The 18,819-nt window shown below is 38.4% G+C and carries 15 protein-coding genes and 2 pseudogenes; 15 read left to right on the top strand and 2 right to left on the bottom strand.

Going from position 1 to position 18,819, the window contains the following annotated elements; all coding sequences use genetic code 11:
- Positions 1-13: 13 nt before the first annotated feature.
- From E3C75_RS08560 to E3C75_RS08540, 5 genes and pseudogenes are all read left to right on the top strand, one after another.
- Positions 14-850 carry a DegV family protein gene (locus tag E3C75_RS08560; protein WP_100262519.1) on the top strand — a complete coding sequence of 279 codons (837 nt, stop codon included), beginning with the start codon at positions 14-16 and terminating at the stop codon, positions 848-850.
- A pseudogene (locus tag E3C75_RS08555) lies at positions 843-1,719 on the top strand (SGNH/GDSL hydrolase family protein). Before E3C75_RS08560 ends, E3C75_RS08555 begins: the two are co-directional and overlap by 8 nt.
- Positions 1,712-2,281 (top strand): YpmS family protein, encoded by a 570-nt coding sequence (locus tag E3C75_RS08550; protein ID WP_111679626.1) that lies wholly within the window; start codon positions 1,712-1,714, stop codon positions 2,279-2,281. Before E3C75_RS08555 ends, E3C75_RS08550 begins: the two are co-directional and overlap by 8 nt.
- Positions 2,282-2,417: 136 nt before the next feature.
- The gene (locus tag E3C75_RS08545; RefSeq protein WP_002950996.1) at positions 2,418-2,693 is read left to right on the top strand and encodes an HU family DNA-binding protein; all 276 of its coding nucleotides are present in this window, start codon (positions 2,418-2,420) and stop codon (positions 2,691-2,693) included.
- A 58-nt stretch (positions 2,694-2,751) separates the two neighbouring features.
- Complete coding sequence (locus E3C75_RS08540) at positions 2,752-2,952, top strand: hypothetical protein (RefSeq protein ID WP_011681249.1); 201 nt, start codon at positions 2,752-2,754, stop codon at positions 2,950-2,952.
- Between the two features lie 64 nt (positions 2,953-3,016).
- Here the strand turns inward: E3C75_RS08540 and E3C75_RS08535 are convergent, their stop codons facing one another.
- On the bottom strand, positions 3,017-3,955 hold the full coding sequence (locus tag E3C75_RS08535) for a dihydroorotate oxidase (RefSeq protein ID WP_002950994.1): 939 nt from the start codon (positions 3,953-3,955) through the stop codon (positions 3,017-3,019).
- Between the two features lie 254 nt (positions 3,956-4,209).
- Between E3C75_RS08535 and E3C75_RS08530 the strand changes: the two genes are divergently transcribed.
- From E3C75_RS08530 to pyk, 10 genes are all read left to right on the top strand, one after another.
- Complete coding sequence (locus E3C75_RS08530) at positions 4,210-4,902, top strand: phosphoglycerate mutase (RefSeq protein WP_011226119.1); 693 nt, start codon at positions 4,210-4,212, stop codon at positions 4,900-4,902.
- A 347-nt stretch (positions 4,903-5,249) separates the two neighbouring features.
- Entirely contained in the window at positions 5,250-6,812 is a 1,563-nt protein-coding gene (locus tag E3C75_RS08525; RefSeq protein ID WP_064355864.1) for a 2-isopropylmalate synthase, read from the top strand.
- Between the two features lie 12 nt (positions 6,813-6,824).
- Positions 6,825-7,862, top strand: coding sequence for a 3-isopropylmalate dehydrogenase (leuB, locus tag E3C75_RS08520; RefSeq protein ID WP_011681247.1), 1,038 nt, complete (start codon positions 6,825-6,827; stop codon positions 7,860-7,862).
- A gap of 4 nt (positions 7,863-7,866) precedes the next feature.
- Complete coding sequence (locus tag E3C75_RS08515; RefSeq protein ID WP_011681246.1) at positions 7,867-8,148, top strand: DUF1294 domain-containing protein; 282 nt, start codon at positions 7,867-7,869, stop codon at positions 8,146-8,148.
- A 30-nt stretch (positions 8,149-8,178) separates the two neighbouring features.
- Complete coding sequence (gene leuC, locus E3C75_RS08510; protein ID WP_011681245.1) at positions 8,179-9,561, top strand: 3-isopropylmalate dehydratase large subunit; 1,383 nt, start codon at positions 8,179-8,181, stop codon at positions 9,559-9,561.
- Positions 9,562-9,570: 9 nt separating this feature from the next.
- Entirely contained in the window at positions 9,571-10,161 is a 591-nt protein-coding gene (gene leuD, locus E3C75_RS08505; protein WP_011226115.1) for a 3-isopropylmalate dehydratase small subunit, read from the top strand.
- Between the two features lie 96 nt (positions 10,162-10,257).
- Complete coding sequence (locus E3C75_RS08500; protein ID WP_002950974.1) at positions 10,258-11,043, top strand: L-threonylcarbamoyladenylate synthase; 786 nt, start codon at positions 10,258-10,260, stop codon at positions 11,041-11,043.
- A gap of 152 nt (positions 11,044-11,195) precedes the next feature.
- Complete coding sequence (locus E3C75_RS08495; RefSeq protein ID WP_011681244.1) at positions 11,196-14,306, top strand: DNA polymerase III subunit alpha; 3,111 nt, start codon at positions 11,196-11,198, stop codon at positions 14,304-14,306.
- 92 nt (positions 14,307-14,398) lie between these two features.
- The gene (gene pfkA, locus E3C75_RS08490) at positions 14,399-15,418 is read left to right on the top strand and encodes a 6-phosphofructokinase (RefSeq protein WP_084828873.1); all 1,020 of its coding nucleotides are present in this window, start codon (positions 14,399-14,401) and stop codon (positions 15,416-15,418) included.
- A 69-nt stretch (positions 15,419-15,487) separates the two neighbouring features.
- Entirely contained in the window at positions 15,488-16,990 is a 1,503-nt protein-coding gene (pyk, locus tag E3C75_RS08485) for a pyruvate kinase (protein ID WP_084828872.1), read from the top strand.
- A gap of 93 nt (positions 16,991-17,083) precedes the next feature.
- On the opposite strand, the pseudogene E3C75_RS11305 reads toward pyk, so the two are convergent.
- Positions 17,084-18,333 (bottom strand): annotated as a pseudogene (locus tag E3C75_RS11305) (ISL3 family transposase).
- Positions 18,334-18,819: the final 486 nt, after the last annotated feature.

The raw sequence follows: 18,819 nt of genomic DNA, 5'->3' as shown, positions 1-18,819 counted from the left end.
AAGCGAGAGAAATATGAGTAAAATCAGAATTGTAACCGATTCGTCAATCACGATTGAACCGGAATTGGTTGAAAAGTACAATATCACTATTGTTCCATTGTCAGTTATGGTGGATGGTGTCATCTATTCAGATAGTGACCTTCGTGAAGAAGGTCGTTTCCTGGAAATGATGAAGAATAGTAAAGAGTTACCAAAGACAAGTCAACCACCAGTAGGGTTGTTTGCTGAGACATTTGAAAAATTGATTAAAGATGGTGCAGAGCAAATTATAGCTATCCATCTTATGCATACTCTTTCTGGGACATGTGAGGCTTCACGTCAAGGAGCTATCCTTTCAGGAGCTGATGTAACAGTTATAGACTCAGGTTTTATAGATCAGTGCCTAAAATTCCAAGTAGTTGAGGCTGCTAAACTCGCGCAAACAGGGGCTAGTCTTGAGGACATTGTGGCACATGTAGAAGAAGTGAAAAGTAAATCTGAACTTCATATTGGTGTCTCTACCCTTGAAAATCTTGTCAAAGGTGGTCGTATTGGTCGTGTTACAGGGCTTTTATCATCATTGCTCAATATTCGTGTTATTATGGAATTGAAGGACTATCAGTTAAATACTGTTGCTAAAGGTCGTGGTGCAAAAACGTTCACGAAATGGTTGGATTCTTACATTGATGCTATCAAGGATCGCAAGGTTGCTGAGATAGGTGTCTCCTATGCTGGAACACCTGTGCTGGCACATGAACTTGCTTCGAAACTTAAAGTATTGGGTGCTCCAATTTCAATTCTTGAGACTGGTTCCATCATTCAAACACATACTGGTGAAGACGCCTTTGCCGTAATGGTTCGCTATGAATAAATTGAAAGAATCAGAATTACTTAGAAGCTTTGCAGGCTTCTTCTTGCTTTTTCTATTATTTGTGGGGCTACTCATTTTTATTGTACCAAGCAGCCATCAGTCATCAAAGATTTCTGACAAGATAAGGTCTGTGAAAAAAGAAAAGGTAACTTATGTGGCCATTGGAGACTCACTTACTCAAGGTGTGGGTGATAGCAGCAATCAAGAGGGCTTCGTTCCTGTTTTATCACAGGCCTTAGAGTCAGATTTTAATTGGCAAGTGACACCTCGTAACTATGGTATCGCAGGAAACACTAGCAATCAAATCCTCAAAAAGGATGCAGGAGAAGAAGGATATCAAAAGGGATCTCAAAAAGGCAAAATTGATGACTTTGACTGTTGGTGGAAATGATGTGATTCATGTCATTAAGGATAATATCACCAATCTTAATGTGAATACCTTTAGCAGAGCCGCTGTGGACTATCAAAAGAGATTGCGACAGATTATTGAGCTGGCTCGTAAGGAAAATAAAACATTACCGATTTATATTATTGGTATTTACAATCCGTTTTATCTTAATTTTCCAGAGATGACAGAAATGCAAACCATTGTTGATAATTGGAACCGGTCTACCGAAGAAGTGTCTAAGGAGTACGACAATGTCTACTTTGTTCCAGTTAACGATCTGCTCTATAAGGGAATTAATGGTAAGGGTGGAGTGACGAGCTCTGATGAAACATCACAGTCTACCAAATCATCCCAAGATAGTTTAAACGATGTTCTATTTGAGAAAGATCATTTTCATCCCAACAACACAGGTTATCAAATTATGTCAGATGCGATTTTGAAACGTATAAACCAAACAAAGAAGGAGTGGTCAGGTGAGTAAGGTATGGAAATGGTTATTTTTGGGACTTTTAGCCTTAAATCTAGCTCTAATTAGTGTCGTGACGGTTAGAATAATGACACCAGTCGAAACGAGCCCAGTATCCTTACCTAAAGGAGCTACTAAAATTGGAAAGTATAGTATGAGTAAAGAGGAGCTTGATGCGTCACTTACAGGGTTTACTCAAGATTATTCTACTGATAAGATGCGTTTCAAGGTCAAAGTGACTAATTCTAAAATTGTTTTTGAGAGTAGTTACAAGGTCTTAGGTCACGCAGTCCCCCTCTATGTTTACTTTACGCCTCTTGTAAGTGAGTCGGGTGCTGTCGTTCTTCAAGTGTCTGAGCTCTCTGCAGGAACCTTGAAGCTCCCTGTTTTAGATGCTCTTAATATGATTAAACGTTCAACAAAACTTCCTGATTACATTGTAATTGATAGCAAGAAGGGTAAGGTTATCCTAAATATTCAGTCTATGAAGAATGATAAGGGAATAACAGCACGTGCTCAGAGTTTCGATTTAGTTAATGACCGTATCGAATTTGACATCTATAAGACAATAAATTAAAAACGCTTTACTTTTTACAAAAAAGCGATGAAATTAGCGTTTATTACTTGACCTCATAAGGCTTTTAGGATAAGATAATACTTGTTAAAGCGCTAGAAATATCATTCGCTTATGAATAAATTGGAGGATTGTTACAATGGCTAACAAACAAGATTTGATCGCTAAAGTTGCAGAAGCAACTGAGCTTACAAAAAAAGATTCAGCAGCAGCTGTAGATGCGGTTTTTGCTTCTATCGAAGAATTCCTTGCTGCAGGTGAAAAAGTACAATTGATTGGTTTCGGTAACTTTGAAGTACGTGAACGTGCTGCTCGTCAAGGTCGTAACCCACAAACTGGTGAAACTATCTCAATCGCAGCATCTAAAGTTCCTGCATTTAAAGCTGGTAAAGCTCTTAAAGACGCAGTCAAATAATGTTAATCCCCCTAAGCTTTTAGGGGGATTGATTTATACAAAAAATATAAGGAAAATTATGAAAACTATAACAGTGGTATTGATCTTTCTTTTGGTTTTTACTGTTATTAAGTTATCAGCTATTGTTACAATTAGTAAACTGATGAAGCCAAGTGAAAAACAGATCGAAGAAGCTCGTCAAAAGCGTATTCAAGCCCAAAAAGAGGGGAAGGATACTTTTGAAGTCTGGGATGAACGAGACGATGATAGTCTCGTATAAGAAGAGAAACTCATCCTCAAATAAAGATAAAAAGAGTTTGGAAAAAAATCCAAGCTCTTTTTGGTTATCTGTCAATATAGTGCAGTTTTCCACGAAAGTCTTCAAGAGTTTCATAACCTTTTTTTGCCATGATTTCTTTAAGTTCTTTAGTGATGCGATCAAAGATAGTAACACCTTCTTTTTGAAGTGCAGTACCTACTTGCACCATACTTGCGCCACAAAGGATGTGTTCAAAAGCATCACGACCAGATTTTACACCACCAGTACCAATAATTTGGATCTCAGGTTTCAAACGTTGGTAGAAGGCATGGACGTTTGCCAAAGCAGTAGGTTTAATATAATCACCACCAATACCACCGAAGCCATTTTTTGGTTTGATGACAACAGATTCATCTTCAATGTAAAGTCCATTACCAATAGAGTTCACACAGTTAACGAAGACAAGAGGGAATTGGTTGAAAACAGCAGCTGCTTGATCAAAGTGAACAATATCAAAGTATGGTGGTAATTTCACGCCAAGAGGTTTCGTAAAGTAAGAGAAGACTTCAGTAAGGATATCGGTTGTGGTTTCAAAATCGTAAGCAATTTGAGGTTTGCCTGGAACGTTAGGACATGAGAGGTTGAGTTCAACGAGTCCCTCATAGTCACTTTTTTGAACTTTTTTAAGAATAGTGTGTGTTTCTTCTGGTGAGAGTCCCACTAGTGAGAGGAAATGGTTTTTTGTATTGGGTTGATTTTGCAATTCAATGACATAGTCAAGATAATATTCAAAACCGTTATTTGGCAAACCCATTGAGTTGATTGAACCAAGGGGTACATTGACATAACGAGGTTCTGGATTACCAGGACGGGCCTCAAGTGTCCCTGTTTTTGTGACGAATGAACCAGCAGCTGAAGCTTCAACCTCTGCCAGCTCTTCTTTGGTCATGCAGTAAACACCAGCAGCATTCATAAGACAGTTATCAAACGTAAAGTTACCAACTTTTGTAGCAGTAGAAACCATAAGATCCTCCTTAAGTATCACAAAGTAAAATGTTACTATTTTCGTTTCATTCTAGCATGAAAGAAGGCTTAAAACAAGGAAATAATGGATAGGTATAAGCTTCTGACTTAAAAATCTGATTAGTTTTAATTTGCAAAGGAAAGGAACAGTAGAATTTTACAGAATTTTGATATTTTGCTAGCTTTTTCAATGTTTTTTGGGTAGAATATATAGAGTAAATGGGTTTAACCCGAAATAAAAAGGAGACATAACTAATGGTAAAATTGGTTTTCGCTCGCCACGGTGAGTCTGAATGGAACAAAGCTAATCTTTTCACAGGTTGGGCTGACGTAGATCTTTCTGAAAAAGGTACTCAACAAGCTATTGACGCTGGTAAATTGATTAAAGAAGCTGGTATTGAATTTGACAAAGCTTACACTTCAGTATTGAAACGTGCGATCAAAACAACTAACCTTGCGCTTGAAGCCTCTGACCAACTTTGGGTTCCAGTTGAAAAATCATGGCGCTTGAACGAACGTCACTACGGTGGTTTGACTGGTAAAAATAAAGCAGAAGCTGCTGAACAATTTGGTGATGAGCAAGTTCACATCTGGCGTCGTTCATACGATGTATTGCCTCCAAAAATGGACCGTGATGATGAGTACTCAGCACACAAAGACCGTCGTTACGCTTCACTTGACGATTCAGTAATTCCAGATGCTGAAAACTTGAAAGTAACTTTGGAACGTGCCCTTCCATTCTGGGAAGATAAAATTGCTCCAGCTCTTAAAGATGGTAAAAACGTATTCGTAGGTGCACATGGTAACTCAATCCGTGCCCTTGTAAAACACATCAAAAAATTGTCAGATGACGAAATCATGGATGTTGAAATTCCAAACTTCCCACCATTGGTATTTGAATTTGACGAAAAATTGAACGTTGTTTCTGAATATTACCTCGGAAAATAAGCTAAGAAAAGTAGATATTAAGAACAATTAGAAAAGTTGACTTTGGTCAGCTTTTTTGTTTTTCTGAAAAAAAATATAAAAAACGGTCAGAAAAGTCAGTCAATTCAGTATTTTTTCCTTGACTTTCGAAATTGAAAGATGTATCATATAAAACAAGATACATCGAAAGGAAATAAATCAGATGACATTCGCAACTACAACTATCTTGCTATTGCGTAATGAGGGCTAGTGCAAAAGCATTAGTCCTGTTTGGTTTACCAAGCGGGAGTTCAAAACATCTCGCTTGGGTTTCCGAGTGAGATGTTTTTTTACTACTATTGTTTTTACTTTTAGAAAGAGGATTGTCTATGCGTAAAGTGGAGTTTCTTGATACAAGCCTTCGAGATGGGGAACAAACACCAGGTGTTAACTTCTCAATCAAAGAAAAAGTTGCTATTGCAAAGCAACTTGAAAAATGGGGAATTTCTTCAATCGAAGCTGGTTTCCCTGCAGCTAGTCCAGATTCATTTGAGGCTGTAAAACAAATTTCAGCTGCTATGACTACTACAGCAGTTTCTGGTTTGGCTCGTTCTGTAAAGTCTGATATTGATGCTTGTTATGAAGCTATTAAGGATGCAAAATTCCCACAATGTCATGTCTTTATTGCAACAAGTCCTATTCATCGTGAATTTAAGTTGAAGAAATCAAAAGAAGAAATTCTTGAGATTATCAAAGAACATGTGACTTATGCGCGTGAACGTTTTGATGTTGTTGAGTTTTCACCTGAAGATGCTACTCGTACAGAGCTCGATTATCTCTTGGAAGTTGTTCAAACAGCAGTTGATGCCGGTGCGACTTATATTAATATTCCGGATACAGTGGGTTTTACAACTCCTGAAGAGTTCGGTCATATTTTCAAATATCTCATTGAAAATGTTAAATCAGATCGTGAAATTATCTTTAGTCCTCACTGTCACAATGACCTTGGTATGGCTGTAGCTAACACACTTGCAGCTATTAAAAATGGTGCTGGCCGTGTTGAAGGAACTGTGAATGGTATCGGTGAACGTGCCGGAAATGCAGCGCTTGAAGAAGTGGCAGTGGCACTTAATATCCGTGAAGACTACTATCAAGCAACAAGTGATATTGTGCTTAATGAGACAGTCAACACTGCTGAACTTGTATCTCGATATTCAGGTATCGCTATTCCTAAGAATAAAGCTGTTGTTGGTGGGAATGCCTTTTCTCATGAATCTGGTATCCACCAAGATGGTTTCCTTAAAAATCCTCTTACTTATGAAATCATTACACCCGAGTTGGTTGGGGTTAAGAAAAGCTCACTTCCACTTGGTAAATTGTCAGGTCGCCATGCCTTTATTGAAAAATTGAAAGAACTTGAGCTTGACTTTGTTGAAGAAGATATCAAACCACTCTTTGCTAAATTCAAGCGCTTGGCTGATAAAAAACATGACATTACTGATGCTGATATTCGTGCACTTGTTGCTGGGACTAATGTTGAAAATCCAGAAGGCTTCCATTTCCAAGATCTTCGCTTGACAACTAATCCTGATGAAACAATTACTGCTGCAGTTAGCTTGGTAAATGAAGACGGGGAAGCTGTAGAATTTTTGGCAAATGGCCAAGGATCAGTTGAAGCTATCTTCAATGCTATCGATAAGTTCTTCAATCAAACAGTCCGCTTGATTTCTTATAATATCGATGCCATAACTGATGGTATTGATGCCCAAGCACGTGTACTTGTATCTGTAGAAAATGTGGACACAGATACAATCTTCAACGCTTCAGGTTTGGATTTTGACGTCTTGAAAGCTTCAGCAATTGCATATATTAATGCGAATACGCTGGTTCAAAAAGAAAATGCTGGTGAGATGGCACGAAAAGTTTCTTACCGTGACCTTCCACAAACTTAAGAGGTGTTAAACATGACAAAAAAAATTGTAACACTTTCTGGTGATGGTATTGGACCTGAAATCATGGCAGCAGGTCTTGGAGTTCTGGATAAAGTAGCTTCAAAAATTGAATTTGATTATGATGTTGATGCTAAACCTTTTGGTGGTGCTGGTATTGATGCTGAGGGTCATCCACTTCCTAAAGCTACTCTAGAAGCTGCTAAATCGGCAGATGCTATCCTTTTGGCTGCTATTGGCGGACCTAAATATGATAATGCACCAGTTCGTCCCGAACAAGGGCTTTTGGCCATTCGTAAGGAGTTGAATCTCTTTGCTAATATCCGTCCTGTTCGTATCTTTGATGCTTTGAAACACTTGTCACCTCTTAAACCGGAGCGTATTGAAGGCGTAGATTTTGTCGTTGTTCGTGAGCTTACAGGTGGTATTTACTTTGGTGAGCACATTTTAGAGGAAGATAAGGCTCGTGATATAAATGATTATTCAGCTGATGAGATTCGTCGCATCATGCGTCGTGCCTTCAAGATTGCCCAAGGTCGTGGCAAAAAGGTTACTAGCATTGATAAACAAAATGTTTTGGCGACCTCTAAATTGTGGCGTAAGGTTGCTGATGAAGTTTCTTTGGAGTTTCCAGATGTAACTCTTGAACACCAGCTCGTTGATAGTGCAGCAATGATTATGATTACCAACCCAGCTCGCTTTGATGTTGTTGTGACTGAAAACCTCTTTGGTGATATCTTATCTGATGAGTCAAGTGTTCTTCCAGGTACCCTAGGTGTTATGCCGTCTGCTAGTCATTCTGAAAACGGTCCAAGTCTTTATGAACCGATTCATGGTTCAGCACCAGATATCGCTGGTCAAGGTATTGCCAATCCAATTTCAATGATTTTGTCAGTAGCTATGATGTTACGTGAAAGTTTTAATGAAACTGAAGGGGCAGAATTGATTGAAAATGCTGTTGATAAGACCTTGAATCAAGGCATCTTGACACGTGATTTGGGTGGTCAGGCTTCGACTGCTGAAATGACAGCAGCTATTATTAGCAATCTCTAAAATCATGACACTGAAATTAGTGTTACTAAGTGTTTTGTTGGTGTGGAATCTAGTCATCTTATCCGTTTATGGACTTGATAAACATAAGGCTATTCAACATAAGAGACGGATTTCTGAGAAGTCATTATTATTGCAGACTATTATCTTTGGTGGTATTGGTGCCTTTCTAGGTGGGAGACTATTTAGACATAAAATTAACAAATGGTACTTTAAGTTCTGCTGGCTTTCAGGGATTGTTATAGATGTCGTTCTTTTATACCTTATCCTAACGAAGCTTTCGGATTAACCAATCCTTAGATTATAATTGGAGTATTTTATGAGCGGAAAATCAATTTTCGATAAACTTTGGGACCGCCACGTAATTACGGGTGATGAGGGGCAACCCCAACTTATGTACGTGGACCAACATTATATTCATGAAGTGACTAGTCCTCAAGCTTTTCAAGGTCTTCGTGATGCTGGACGTAAAGTAAGGCGTCCAGATCTGACTTTTGGGACCTTTGACCATAATGTTCCAACTGTGAATATCTTTGATATTAGAGATGCTATTTCTAAGGCACAAATTGATAAACTTGCTGAAAATGTCATTGAGTTTGGTATTGACAATGCGTCACATGGTTCGGATAAGCAAGGAATTGTACATATGGTTGGTCCAGAAACAGGACGTACGCAACCAGGTAAGTTTATTGTTTGTGGGGATAGTCACACAGCTACCCACGGTGCCTTTGGAGCTATAGCCTTTGGTATTGGAACGAGTGAGGTTGAGCATGTCTTTGCTACACAGACACTTTGGCAAGTCAAACCTAAAAAGATGTTGGTAGAATTCACTGGGAAGCCTCAGAAAGGCATTTATTCAAAAGATTACATTCTCGCCTTGATTGCTAAATATGGGGTTGCTTGTGGAGTGGGTTATGTTGTAGAGTACCGCGGTGAGGCAATTGACCGTTTGACTATGGAAGAACGTATGACAATCTGTAATATGTCAATTGAATTTGGTTCGAAAATGGGAATTATGAATCCAGACCAAACAACATATGATTATATGCGTGGTCGAGAATGTGTTCCTGAGGATTTTGATGCAGCAGTAGCTGACTGGAAGACACTAGTTAGTGATGATGATGCAGAATACGATAAAGTCATTCGAATGGATGTTTCTGAGTTGGCACCAATGGTCACATGGGGAACTAATCCATCTATGGGGGTAGATTTTGATACGCCTTTCCCTGAAGTTCGAGATATGAATGATGAGCGTGCATACCATTATATGGGTCTTCGTCCGGGTCAAAAAGCAGAAGACATTAATCTTGGGTATATCTTTATTGGGTCTTGTACTAATGCTCGCTTGAGTGACTTGCAGTTGGCAGCCAGAATTGTTAAAGGTAAGAAGATTTCCCCTAATTTGACAGCTATTGTGGTTCCAGGTTCTAGACCTGTTAAACGAGCTGCAGAGAAAATTGGGTTGGATAAGATATTTAAAGATGCTGGTTTTGAATGGAGAGAGCCAGGATGCTCAATGTGTCTTGGAATGAATCCAGATAAAGTGCCTGATGGGGTCCATTGTGCTTCAACAAGTAATCGAAATTTTGAGGATCGACAAGGGTTTGGAGCAAAAACACACCTTTGTAGTCCTGCAATGGCAGCGGCAGCAGCTATCGCCGGACATTTCGTTGATGTTCGCCGAATGCCAGAAGTACAATAAGGAGGAAACATGGAAAAATTTACCATTTATACCGGTACGACAGTTCCATTGATGAATGATAACATCGATACCGACCAGATTCTTCCCAAACAGTTTCTCAAACTGATTGACAAAAAAGGTTTTGGAAAATATTTGATGTATTCTTGGCGTTATAAAGATAACAAATACACTGAGGATCCTGATTTTGTTTTTAACCGACCTGAATATCGTAAAGCAACTATTTTAATAACAGGCGATAATTTCGGTGCAGGTTCATCTCGTGAACATGCTGCGTGGGCCCTAGCTGACTACGGATTTAAAGTTGTTATTGCAGGTTCCTTCGGAGACATTCACTATAATAATGAACTTAATAATGGGATGTTACCAATTGTTCAACCGATAGAAGTACGTCGAAAATTGGAACAATTAAAACCTACTGATGAAGTGACGGTAGACTTAGAACAACAAAAAATTATTTCACCGGTTGGTGAGTTCACTTTTGAAATTGATGGTGAATGGAAACATAAACTTTTAAATGGATTAGATGATATAGGGATTACCATGCAGTATGAGGATTTGATAACCGAGTACGAAAAACATCGTCCAAGCTATTGGCAGTAATAGTCTTATATTTTCGAATATTCCGAAAATTACTTGCCTGATAGCTATGAACATGGTAAAATATATGTATTATAAATTAAATGGAGAACACACATTATGACTAAACATGTCCAATGGGATGGTAACCTTAACCAAGAAGGTTTTGAAATTCTTAAAGGTGAAGGTGGATGTATCGTTACACCAACTAAAGTTGGTTATATTATTATGACTAGCGATAAAGCTGGTTTGGAACGTAAATTCGAAGCTAAAGAACGTAACCGTAACAAACCAGGTGTTGTTCTTTGCGGAAGCATGGATGAGTTGCGTGCATTGGCACAATTGACTCCTGAAATTGATGCTTTCTATCAAAAGCACTGGGATGAAGACATTCTTCTTGGATGTATTCTTCCGTGGCGTGAGGATGCTTACGCAAAACTCCAAGCATTTGGTGATGGCCGTGAAGAGCTTATGACTGATGCACGTGGAACATCATGTTTCGTTATTAAATTTGGTAAACCTGGTGAGCAAATTGCTAAAGAAATGTGGGAAAAAGAAGGTAAAATGGTTTATGCTTCATCAGCAAACCCTTCAGGTAAAGGTAACCGTGGTAAGGTTGAAGGTATTGGTGAACGTATTGAAAATGCTGTTGACCTTGTCATTGAAGCTGATGAATACGTTGCGTCAATTCAGCCTGATAAAACTGTTGAAACACGTTATGAACAAGGTGTTATGGTATCAATGGTTGATGCAGGCGGTAAATTAATTCCTGAACAAGGTGAGGGAAGCCGTTCAGTAGAACCATGTCCAGTAGTTATCCGTAAGGGTCTTGATATAGATAAAATTATGATGAACCTTTCAGACCACTTTAATTCTTGGAACTACCGTCAAGGTGAGTATTATTAAGAAAATAATGTCTTCAAGAAAGCAGAACCCTTGGTTCTGCTTTTAATATGCTTAAAAACTTGTGATATAATACTATTTGAATAGATTTCTTTAATTTTTTCTAGAAACCTAAATTATTATTTGACAAAAAATAATGTTGAAAGGAGCCCTTCATGTTTGCACAATTGGATACAAAATCAGTATATAGCTTCATGGACAGTGTTGTAGATTTAAACACCTATGTAAAACGTGCCAAAGAGCTTGGTTATCAAAGCATTGGTTTGATGGATCGTGATAATCTCTATGCGGCCTATCATTTTGCCCAGCTTGCAATCAGAAATGGTTTACGTCCTTTAATTGGAACAGAAGCTAATTTATTCTATGAAGGGAGAAAAATTCCCTTTCGCCTATTAGCTAAAAATAATCAGGGCTATAAAAACTTGATGAAGTTGGCAACAGAGCTGTCTTCAGGACAGCGGGAGTTTACATATTTTTCAGACTATCTGAATGACATTGCCCTAATTCTTCCAAGTGAGGACTGGGAGCCTGGGATGAGTCTTGGCTCAGAAGTTTTCATTGGGGTAAGACCTGAGGATGCTGGTAAAGAGTTTGATTATCCTGTGGTTCCTTTACATACAGTGCGTTACTTTGAAAATGCAGATCGCTCGACTATCCAGACGTTACATGCTATCTCACAAAATGTGTCCTTGTCTGAGGTATCCATCTGTCCTATGAATCAGCTCCTTTTCTCGGCCAAAGAAATGGAAGAAGCTTATAGTAAGCTTCCAGAGGCTTTAAACAATTTGAATCAGCTTGTTTCAGACGTCTCTTATCAATTTGATACAAATCTCAAGCTTCCTCGTTTTAATCGTGAAATGCCAGCAGTTGATCAATTGCGTCAGTTAGCTCAATCTGGATTAGATAGTAAAGCGTTAAGAGAACCAGCTTATCAGGAACGTTTAGACAAGGAATTGTCAATAATACATCAAATGGGTTTTGATGACTATTTCTTGATTGTTTGGGATTTGTTACGTTTTGGTCGTAGTCGAGGTTATTATATGGGAATGGGACGTGGGTCTGCTGCAGGGAGTTTGGTAGCTTATGTCCTTGATATTACTGGAATTGATCCAGTTAAAAATGATTTACTTTTCGAGCGTTTCTTAAATGAGGAACGTTATAGTATGCCTGATATCGATATAGACTTACCTGATATTTATCGAAGTGAGTTTCTTCATTACGTTAGAGACCGTTATGGTAGTAAGCACTCTGCACAGATTGTTACTTTTTCAACTTTTGGGGCTAAACAGGCTATCCGAGATGTTTTTAAACGTTTTGGAGCTAAGGAATTTGAATTATCCCAACTCAGTAAAAAAATATCTTTTCGAGATACTTTGACAACTGTCTATGAGAAAAATATGTCATTCAGACAGCTAATTAATCAGAGGCAGGAATTTCAGAGAGCTTTTGAAATTGCTAAGGCTATTGAAGGCCAGCCAAGACAAACCTCCATACATGCTGCAGGCATCGTGATGAGCGATGATGACCTGACCAATCATATTCCTCTTAAGGCAGGTGAGGACATGATGGTTACACAGTACGATGCTTCCGCAGTCGAGGCCAATGGTTTGCTTAAGATGGATTTCTTGGGGCTTCGAAATTTGACCTTTGTTCAAAAAATGAAGGAGAAGCTTGAAGAAGAACAGGGAATTGCTATCGATATCAAATCCATTGACTTGGAAGATTCACAAACCCTAGCGCTTTTTGCCAGTGGTAAGACAAAGGGAATTTTTCAATTCGAGCAGGCAGGTGCTATAAATCTCCTTAAACGGATTAAACCTGCTAAGTTCGAAGAAGTAGTAGCGACAACCTCTCTCAACCGTCCAGGAGCTAGCGATTATACAGATAATTTCGTTGCTCGTAAATATGGTAAGGAGAAAGTAGATCTCATTGACCCAGTGGTTGCTCCAATTCTTGAACCTACCTATGGTATCATGCTTTATCAGGAGCAGGTTATGCAGATTGCCCAAGTATTTGCTGGCTTTAGCCTTGGAAAGGCCGATTTGCTTCGTCGGGCAATGTCTAAAAAAGATGCCAATGAAATGTCCAAAATGTCCGAACAATTCATGGAAGGAAGTCGTCAGTTAGGGCGTGACCCACAGGTTGCTAAACGTCTCTTTAGTATGATAACTAAGTTTGCAGGATATGGTTTTAATAAAAGTCATGCCTATGCTTATTCATCCCTAGCCTTCCAATTAGCTTATTTTAAAACGCATTATCCTCAGATATTCTATGACGTCATGTTAAATTATTCGTCAAGTGATTACATTAGGGATGCAATTGAAAATGGCTTTTCCTTAGCTAGCCTGGATATTAATAGAATTCCTTATATGGACAAGATTTCCGATGGAAAGATTGTACTAGGTCTAAAAACCATAAAAGGTTTGCCCAGAGATTTTGCACTTTGGATTATTGAGGATCGCCAACAAAATGGTAAATACATTTCTATAGAGGATTTTTTGACACGTATTCCTAGTAAATATCAAAAAGTAGATATTTTGACACCTTTGATCCAAATAGGATTATTTGATCGTTTTGAGCCTAATAGACGGAAAATCATCGGAAACTTAAGCAACCTCTTTACTTTTGTTAATGAATTAGGGAGTTTGTTTGCAGAGTCGTCTTATTCTTGGGTGGAGTATGAAGACTATAGTCAGACAGAACGCTACAGTATAGAGCAGGATTTACTAGGAGTTGGACTTAGTACACATCCATTACATTTAGCTCAAAAAATGGCATCACGGCCCTACCAACCAATTTCTGAGTTGACTTTAAACAGTAAGGCTACAGTTTTGGTCCAGCTTGAATCAGTTCGCATTATCAGAACGAAAAAGGGAGACCAGATGGCTTTCCTAAGTGTTTTTGATGGGGTGAATAAACTGGATGTCACTCTTTTTCCAGAAACTTATTTCTATCACAAAGATAAGTTAAGCGAAGGTAGTCTCTTTTATCTAGAAGGACGAACTCAAGAGCGCGACGGACGTCTTCAATTAATTTTGTCAAATATAGAGGAGGCTAGCACTGAGCGTTTCTGGATTTTACTAGAGAATCATAATAAAGATTTAGAAGTTTCTCACATTTTATCCAAGTATCCTGGACATATTCCTGTGGTTATTCGTTATCAGGGAAGCAAGGAAACAATAGTTAGTCAACGATATAAAGTGTCTAAGAACGAAGAACTCAGTAGGGAATTAGCACCTTTTGTGTTGAAAACGGTTTTACGTTAAAAAAACCGATAAAACTTTTCAAATTTAAAGCCATTTATAATTCTTTGTGTTATAATGAAAATGTTAAATATATAAAAGGAGTATCAGGAATAATGAAACGTATTGCTGTTTTGACCAGTGGTGGAGATGCCCCTGGTATGAACGCTGCCGTTCGTGCAGTTGTTCTCAAAGCAATTTCTGAAGGAATTGAAGTGTTCGGCATTAACCGTGGATACGCCGGTATGGTTGAAGGAGATATCTTCAAACTTGATGCCAAACGCGTAGAAAACATCCTTAGCCGTGGTGGCACTTTCCTTCAGTCTGCTCGCTATCCCGAGTTTGCCCAACTTGAAGGTCAACTTAAAGGTATTGAGCAACTTAAAAAATATGGAATCGAAGGTGTAGTTGTTATTGGTGGAGATGGTTCTTACCATGGTGCTATGCGTTTGACTGAACATGGTTTCCCAGCAGTTGGTCTCCCAGGAACTATCGATAACGATATCGTTGGTACAGACTATACAATTGGATTTGATACAGCCGTTGCAACTGCAACAGAAGCTTTGGATAAAATCCAAGATACAGCTTTCAGTCATGGACGTACTTTTGTCGTTGAGGTAATGGGACGTAACGCTGGTGATATCGCTCTTTGGGCTGGTATTGCTTCAGGTGCTGACCAAATTATTGTGCCAGAAGAAGAATATGACATCAACGAAGTGGTTCGTAAAGTTAAAGAAGGTTATGAATCTGGCGAAAAATCTCACCACATTATTGTGCTTGCTGAGGGCGTTATGGGTGCTGAAGAGTTTGCAGCTAAAATGAAAGAAGCTGGAGATACATCAGACCTTCGTGCTACAAATATTGGACACGTAATTCGTGGTGGTTCACCAACTGCACGTGACCGTGTTCTTGCTTCATGGATGGGTGCACATGCCGTTGATCTTCTTAAAGAAGGAATTGGTGGTGTTGCTGTGGGTATCCATAATGAACAGCTTGTTGAAAGTCCAATCCTTGGTACAGCAGAAGAAGGTGCTTTGTTCAGTCTTACTGAAGACGGTAAAATTATCGTAAACAATCCACACAAAGCTCGTCTTGATTTTGCAGAGCTTAACCGTTCTTTAGCTAACTTGAAATAATAGCGGTTCTACTAATTATTGTTAATCCGTCGCAAAAGCGACAATAAATATAAGGGAGTTTTATATATCATGAATAAACGCGTAAAAATAGTTGCTACACTTGGTCCTGCGGTTGAAATCCGTGGTGGCAAGAAATTTGGTGAAGATGGTTACTGGAGTGAAAAACTTGACCCTGATGCATCTGCTAAAAACATTGCTCAATTGATCGAGGAAGGTGCTAACGTTTTCCGTTTCAACTTCTCACATGGTGACCACGCTGAGCAAGGTGAACGTATGGATGTCGTACGTATGGCTGAATCTATTGCTGGTCAAAAAGTAGGTTTCCTTCTTGACACTAAGGGACCTGAAATCCGTACTGAATTGTTTGAAGGTGATGCTAAAGAGTATGCATACAAAACTGGTGAACAAATCCGTATTGCTACTAAACAAGGTATCAAATCAACTCGCGACGTTATTGCTTTGAACGTTGCTGGTGCACTTGACATTTTCGACGATGTAGAAGTTGGTAAACAAGTTCTTGTGGATGATGGTAAACTTGGTCTTCGTGTTGTAGACAAGGATGCTGAAAAACGTGAATTCATCGTTGAAGTTGAAAATGATGGTATTATTGCTAAACAAAAAGGTGTAAACATCCCTTACACTAAAATTCCTTTCCCAGCACTTGCTGAACGTGATAATGCTGATATTCGTTTTGGTCTCGAACAAGGTATTAACTTTATCGCAATCTCATTTGTACGTACTGCGAAAGATGTACAAGAAGTACGTGCTATCTGTGAAGAAACTGGAAACGGCCACGTTAAATTGTTGGCTAAAATCGAAAACCAACAAGGTATCGATAATATCGATGAAATCATTGAAGCTGCTGATGGTATCATGATCGCTCGTGGTGACATGGGTATCGAAGTACCATTCGAAATGGTTCCAGTTTACCAAAAAATGATTATCACTAAAGTAAATGCTGCTGGTAAAATTGTTGTTACAGCTACAAACATGCTTGAAACAATGACAGAAAAACCACGTCCAACTCGTTCTGAAGTATCTGACGTGTTTAACGCAGTTATCGATGGTACTGATGCGACAATGCTTTCTGGTGAGTCTGCAAATGGTAAATATCCAGTTGAATCAGTTCGTACAATGGCTACAATTAATAAAAACGCTCAAACTCTTCTTAAAGAGTATGGTCGTCTTGATTCATCAACATTTGATCGCTCAAGTAAAACTGAAGCTGTTGCATCTGCAGTTAAAGATGCTACTAACTCAATGGATATCAAACTTATTGTTGCACTTACTGAATCTGGTAACACAGCTCGTTTGATTTCTAAATACCGTCCAGAAGCTGACATCTTGGCAATAACATTCGATGAACTTACTCAAAAATCATTGATGCTTAACTGGGGTGTTATTCCAGTTGTTACTGAAATACCTTCATCTACTGATGATATGTTTGAAGTTGCTGAGCGTGTTGCTCTTGAATCAGGTCTTGTAGAATCAGGTGATAACATTGTTATTGTTGCTGGTGTTCCAGTTGGTTCTGGTAATACAAATACTATGCGTATCCGCACAGTTAAATAATATAAGTTATACTTAAATATAAAGAAGGTCCGTGAGGATCTTCTTTTTTTATTGGCTCTTTGTCAACTGTAGTGGGTGACGAAAAGCTAACATCTAGAGAGGACCGGATAGGTCCTTTTTTTATGTATGTTCAGTGTGATGAAGACACGCTTCTTAAAGTTGATAAAGTTTCTAAAACCGAAGCCCAAACGTTTGATGTCTTTGATCAACTTATTAGTCGCTTCAAGTTTCGCATTTGAATAGTCCGTTTCTAGTGCGTTTTTGATGTATTGCTTGTGTCTAAGAAAAGTCCTAAAGACAGTTTGAAAATAATGATTGACCTTGCTCCTATTTTCCTCTATCAGTTCAAAGAACTCATCTACTCTCTTCTCCTGAAAGTGAAAAAGCAAAAGCTGATAAAGTGTATAGTAGTCAGTAAGCTCTTTTGAAAAGACTAGTGTCTTCGCAACGACTTCATGTGGTACTAAAGTTTGACGGAAAGTCTTTAAATAGAAAGAGTTGAGAGATAACTTACATCTGTCTTTTTGGAAGAGTCGCCAGTGATTTTTCAGGGCTCGATAGGGTAGTGACTTCTTATCGAACTGGTTCATAATTGCAATTCTTGTCTTTAAAAAGGCACGTCCAAGGTGCTGGATGATGTGGAAACGATCAAGAACGATTTTTGCGTTTGGAAAGAGCTTGCGAGCCAGTGGAATATAAGCTCCAGACATATCCATCGTGATAAACTGTACCTGTTATCGGACTTTCAATGGATACTTCAAAAAGTAGTTTCGTATAGTAGTTTGGCGGTGATTATCAAGGATGGTTATGAGTTCGTTTGTCTCATAATTCTGCGCTACAAAAGCCAATTCCCCTTTCTTGAACCCAAACTCATCCCAGGACATAACAGCAGGGAGTTTGTCATAATGTTCCTTGAAAGTAAACTGATCAAGCTTACGATAGACAGTGGACGTCGACACGCGAAGTCTTCTTGCAATATCAGTTAGTGACACTTTCTCAGTTAGGAGTTGTGTAACTTTTTGTCGGACTAGATTGGAGATTTGGCAGTTTTTCTCAACGATAGATGTCTCAGCTACCGTGACACTTCTACAACTTTTACACTGGAAACGACGTTTTTTCAGACGTAGTAGAGTTGGTGTTCCCGCTTGCTCGAGAAGAGGGATTTTAGAAGGCTTTTGAAAGTCGTACTTGATCATCTTTCCATGGCAATGAGGACATGATGGTGCAGGGTAATCAAGTTTTGCTTGAATCTCGATATGAGTGTCAGTTTCAAAAACAAGTGAAATGTTGATATTTTGGTCTTTGATTCCGATTAATTCTGTGTTATTCTTAATAAGTCTCATAAGTTCTTCCTAATGATGGTTTGGTTGCTTTTCATTATAGTTCTTATGGGACTTTTTGTGTACACTCAAAAAGCTCTATAATCCCTACAGTAGTTTTACCCACTACAAAAATTATAAAGCCTTTTTAGTTTTATATTCTATTTAACTATAAAATTTATCTAGTGGAAAATACTATATAGATTATATTTGAGGAAGTGGATTAATGGGGGTATATAAAATAGCTGAGTTGGTTATAAATGAGTATTATGATAAATTACATGATTTTTCTTTGAATCTTAGCTTTTATTTTGATTGTAAATTCCTAGAAGATTCAGGTATAGCTGTAATAGTTTACGCTTTACACTCCTATTTTAAATCGCTAGCTAAATTCAATTGCTTAAGATAATTTGCCTAGAAATATATTGTCTTAGCTACATTTATTTTAAGAGTGCTTTTGAAATTTGTTAAAGCTCCTAAAAACTTTCAAAAAGATAATGAAGAGACGTT

Origin of the sequence: Streptococcus thermophilus, assembly GCF_010120595.1 — a bacterium.
GTDB lineage: Bacteria > Bacillota > Bacilli > Lactobacillales > Streptococcaceae > Streptococcus > Streptococcus thermophilus.
The sequence above is the reverse complement of the archived record's forward strand: the minus strand, read 5'-3'. Positions and strand labels throughout refer to the sequence as shown.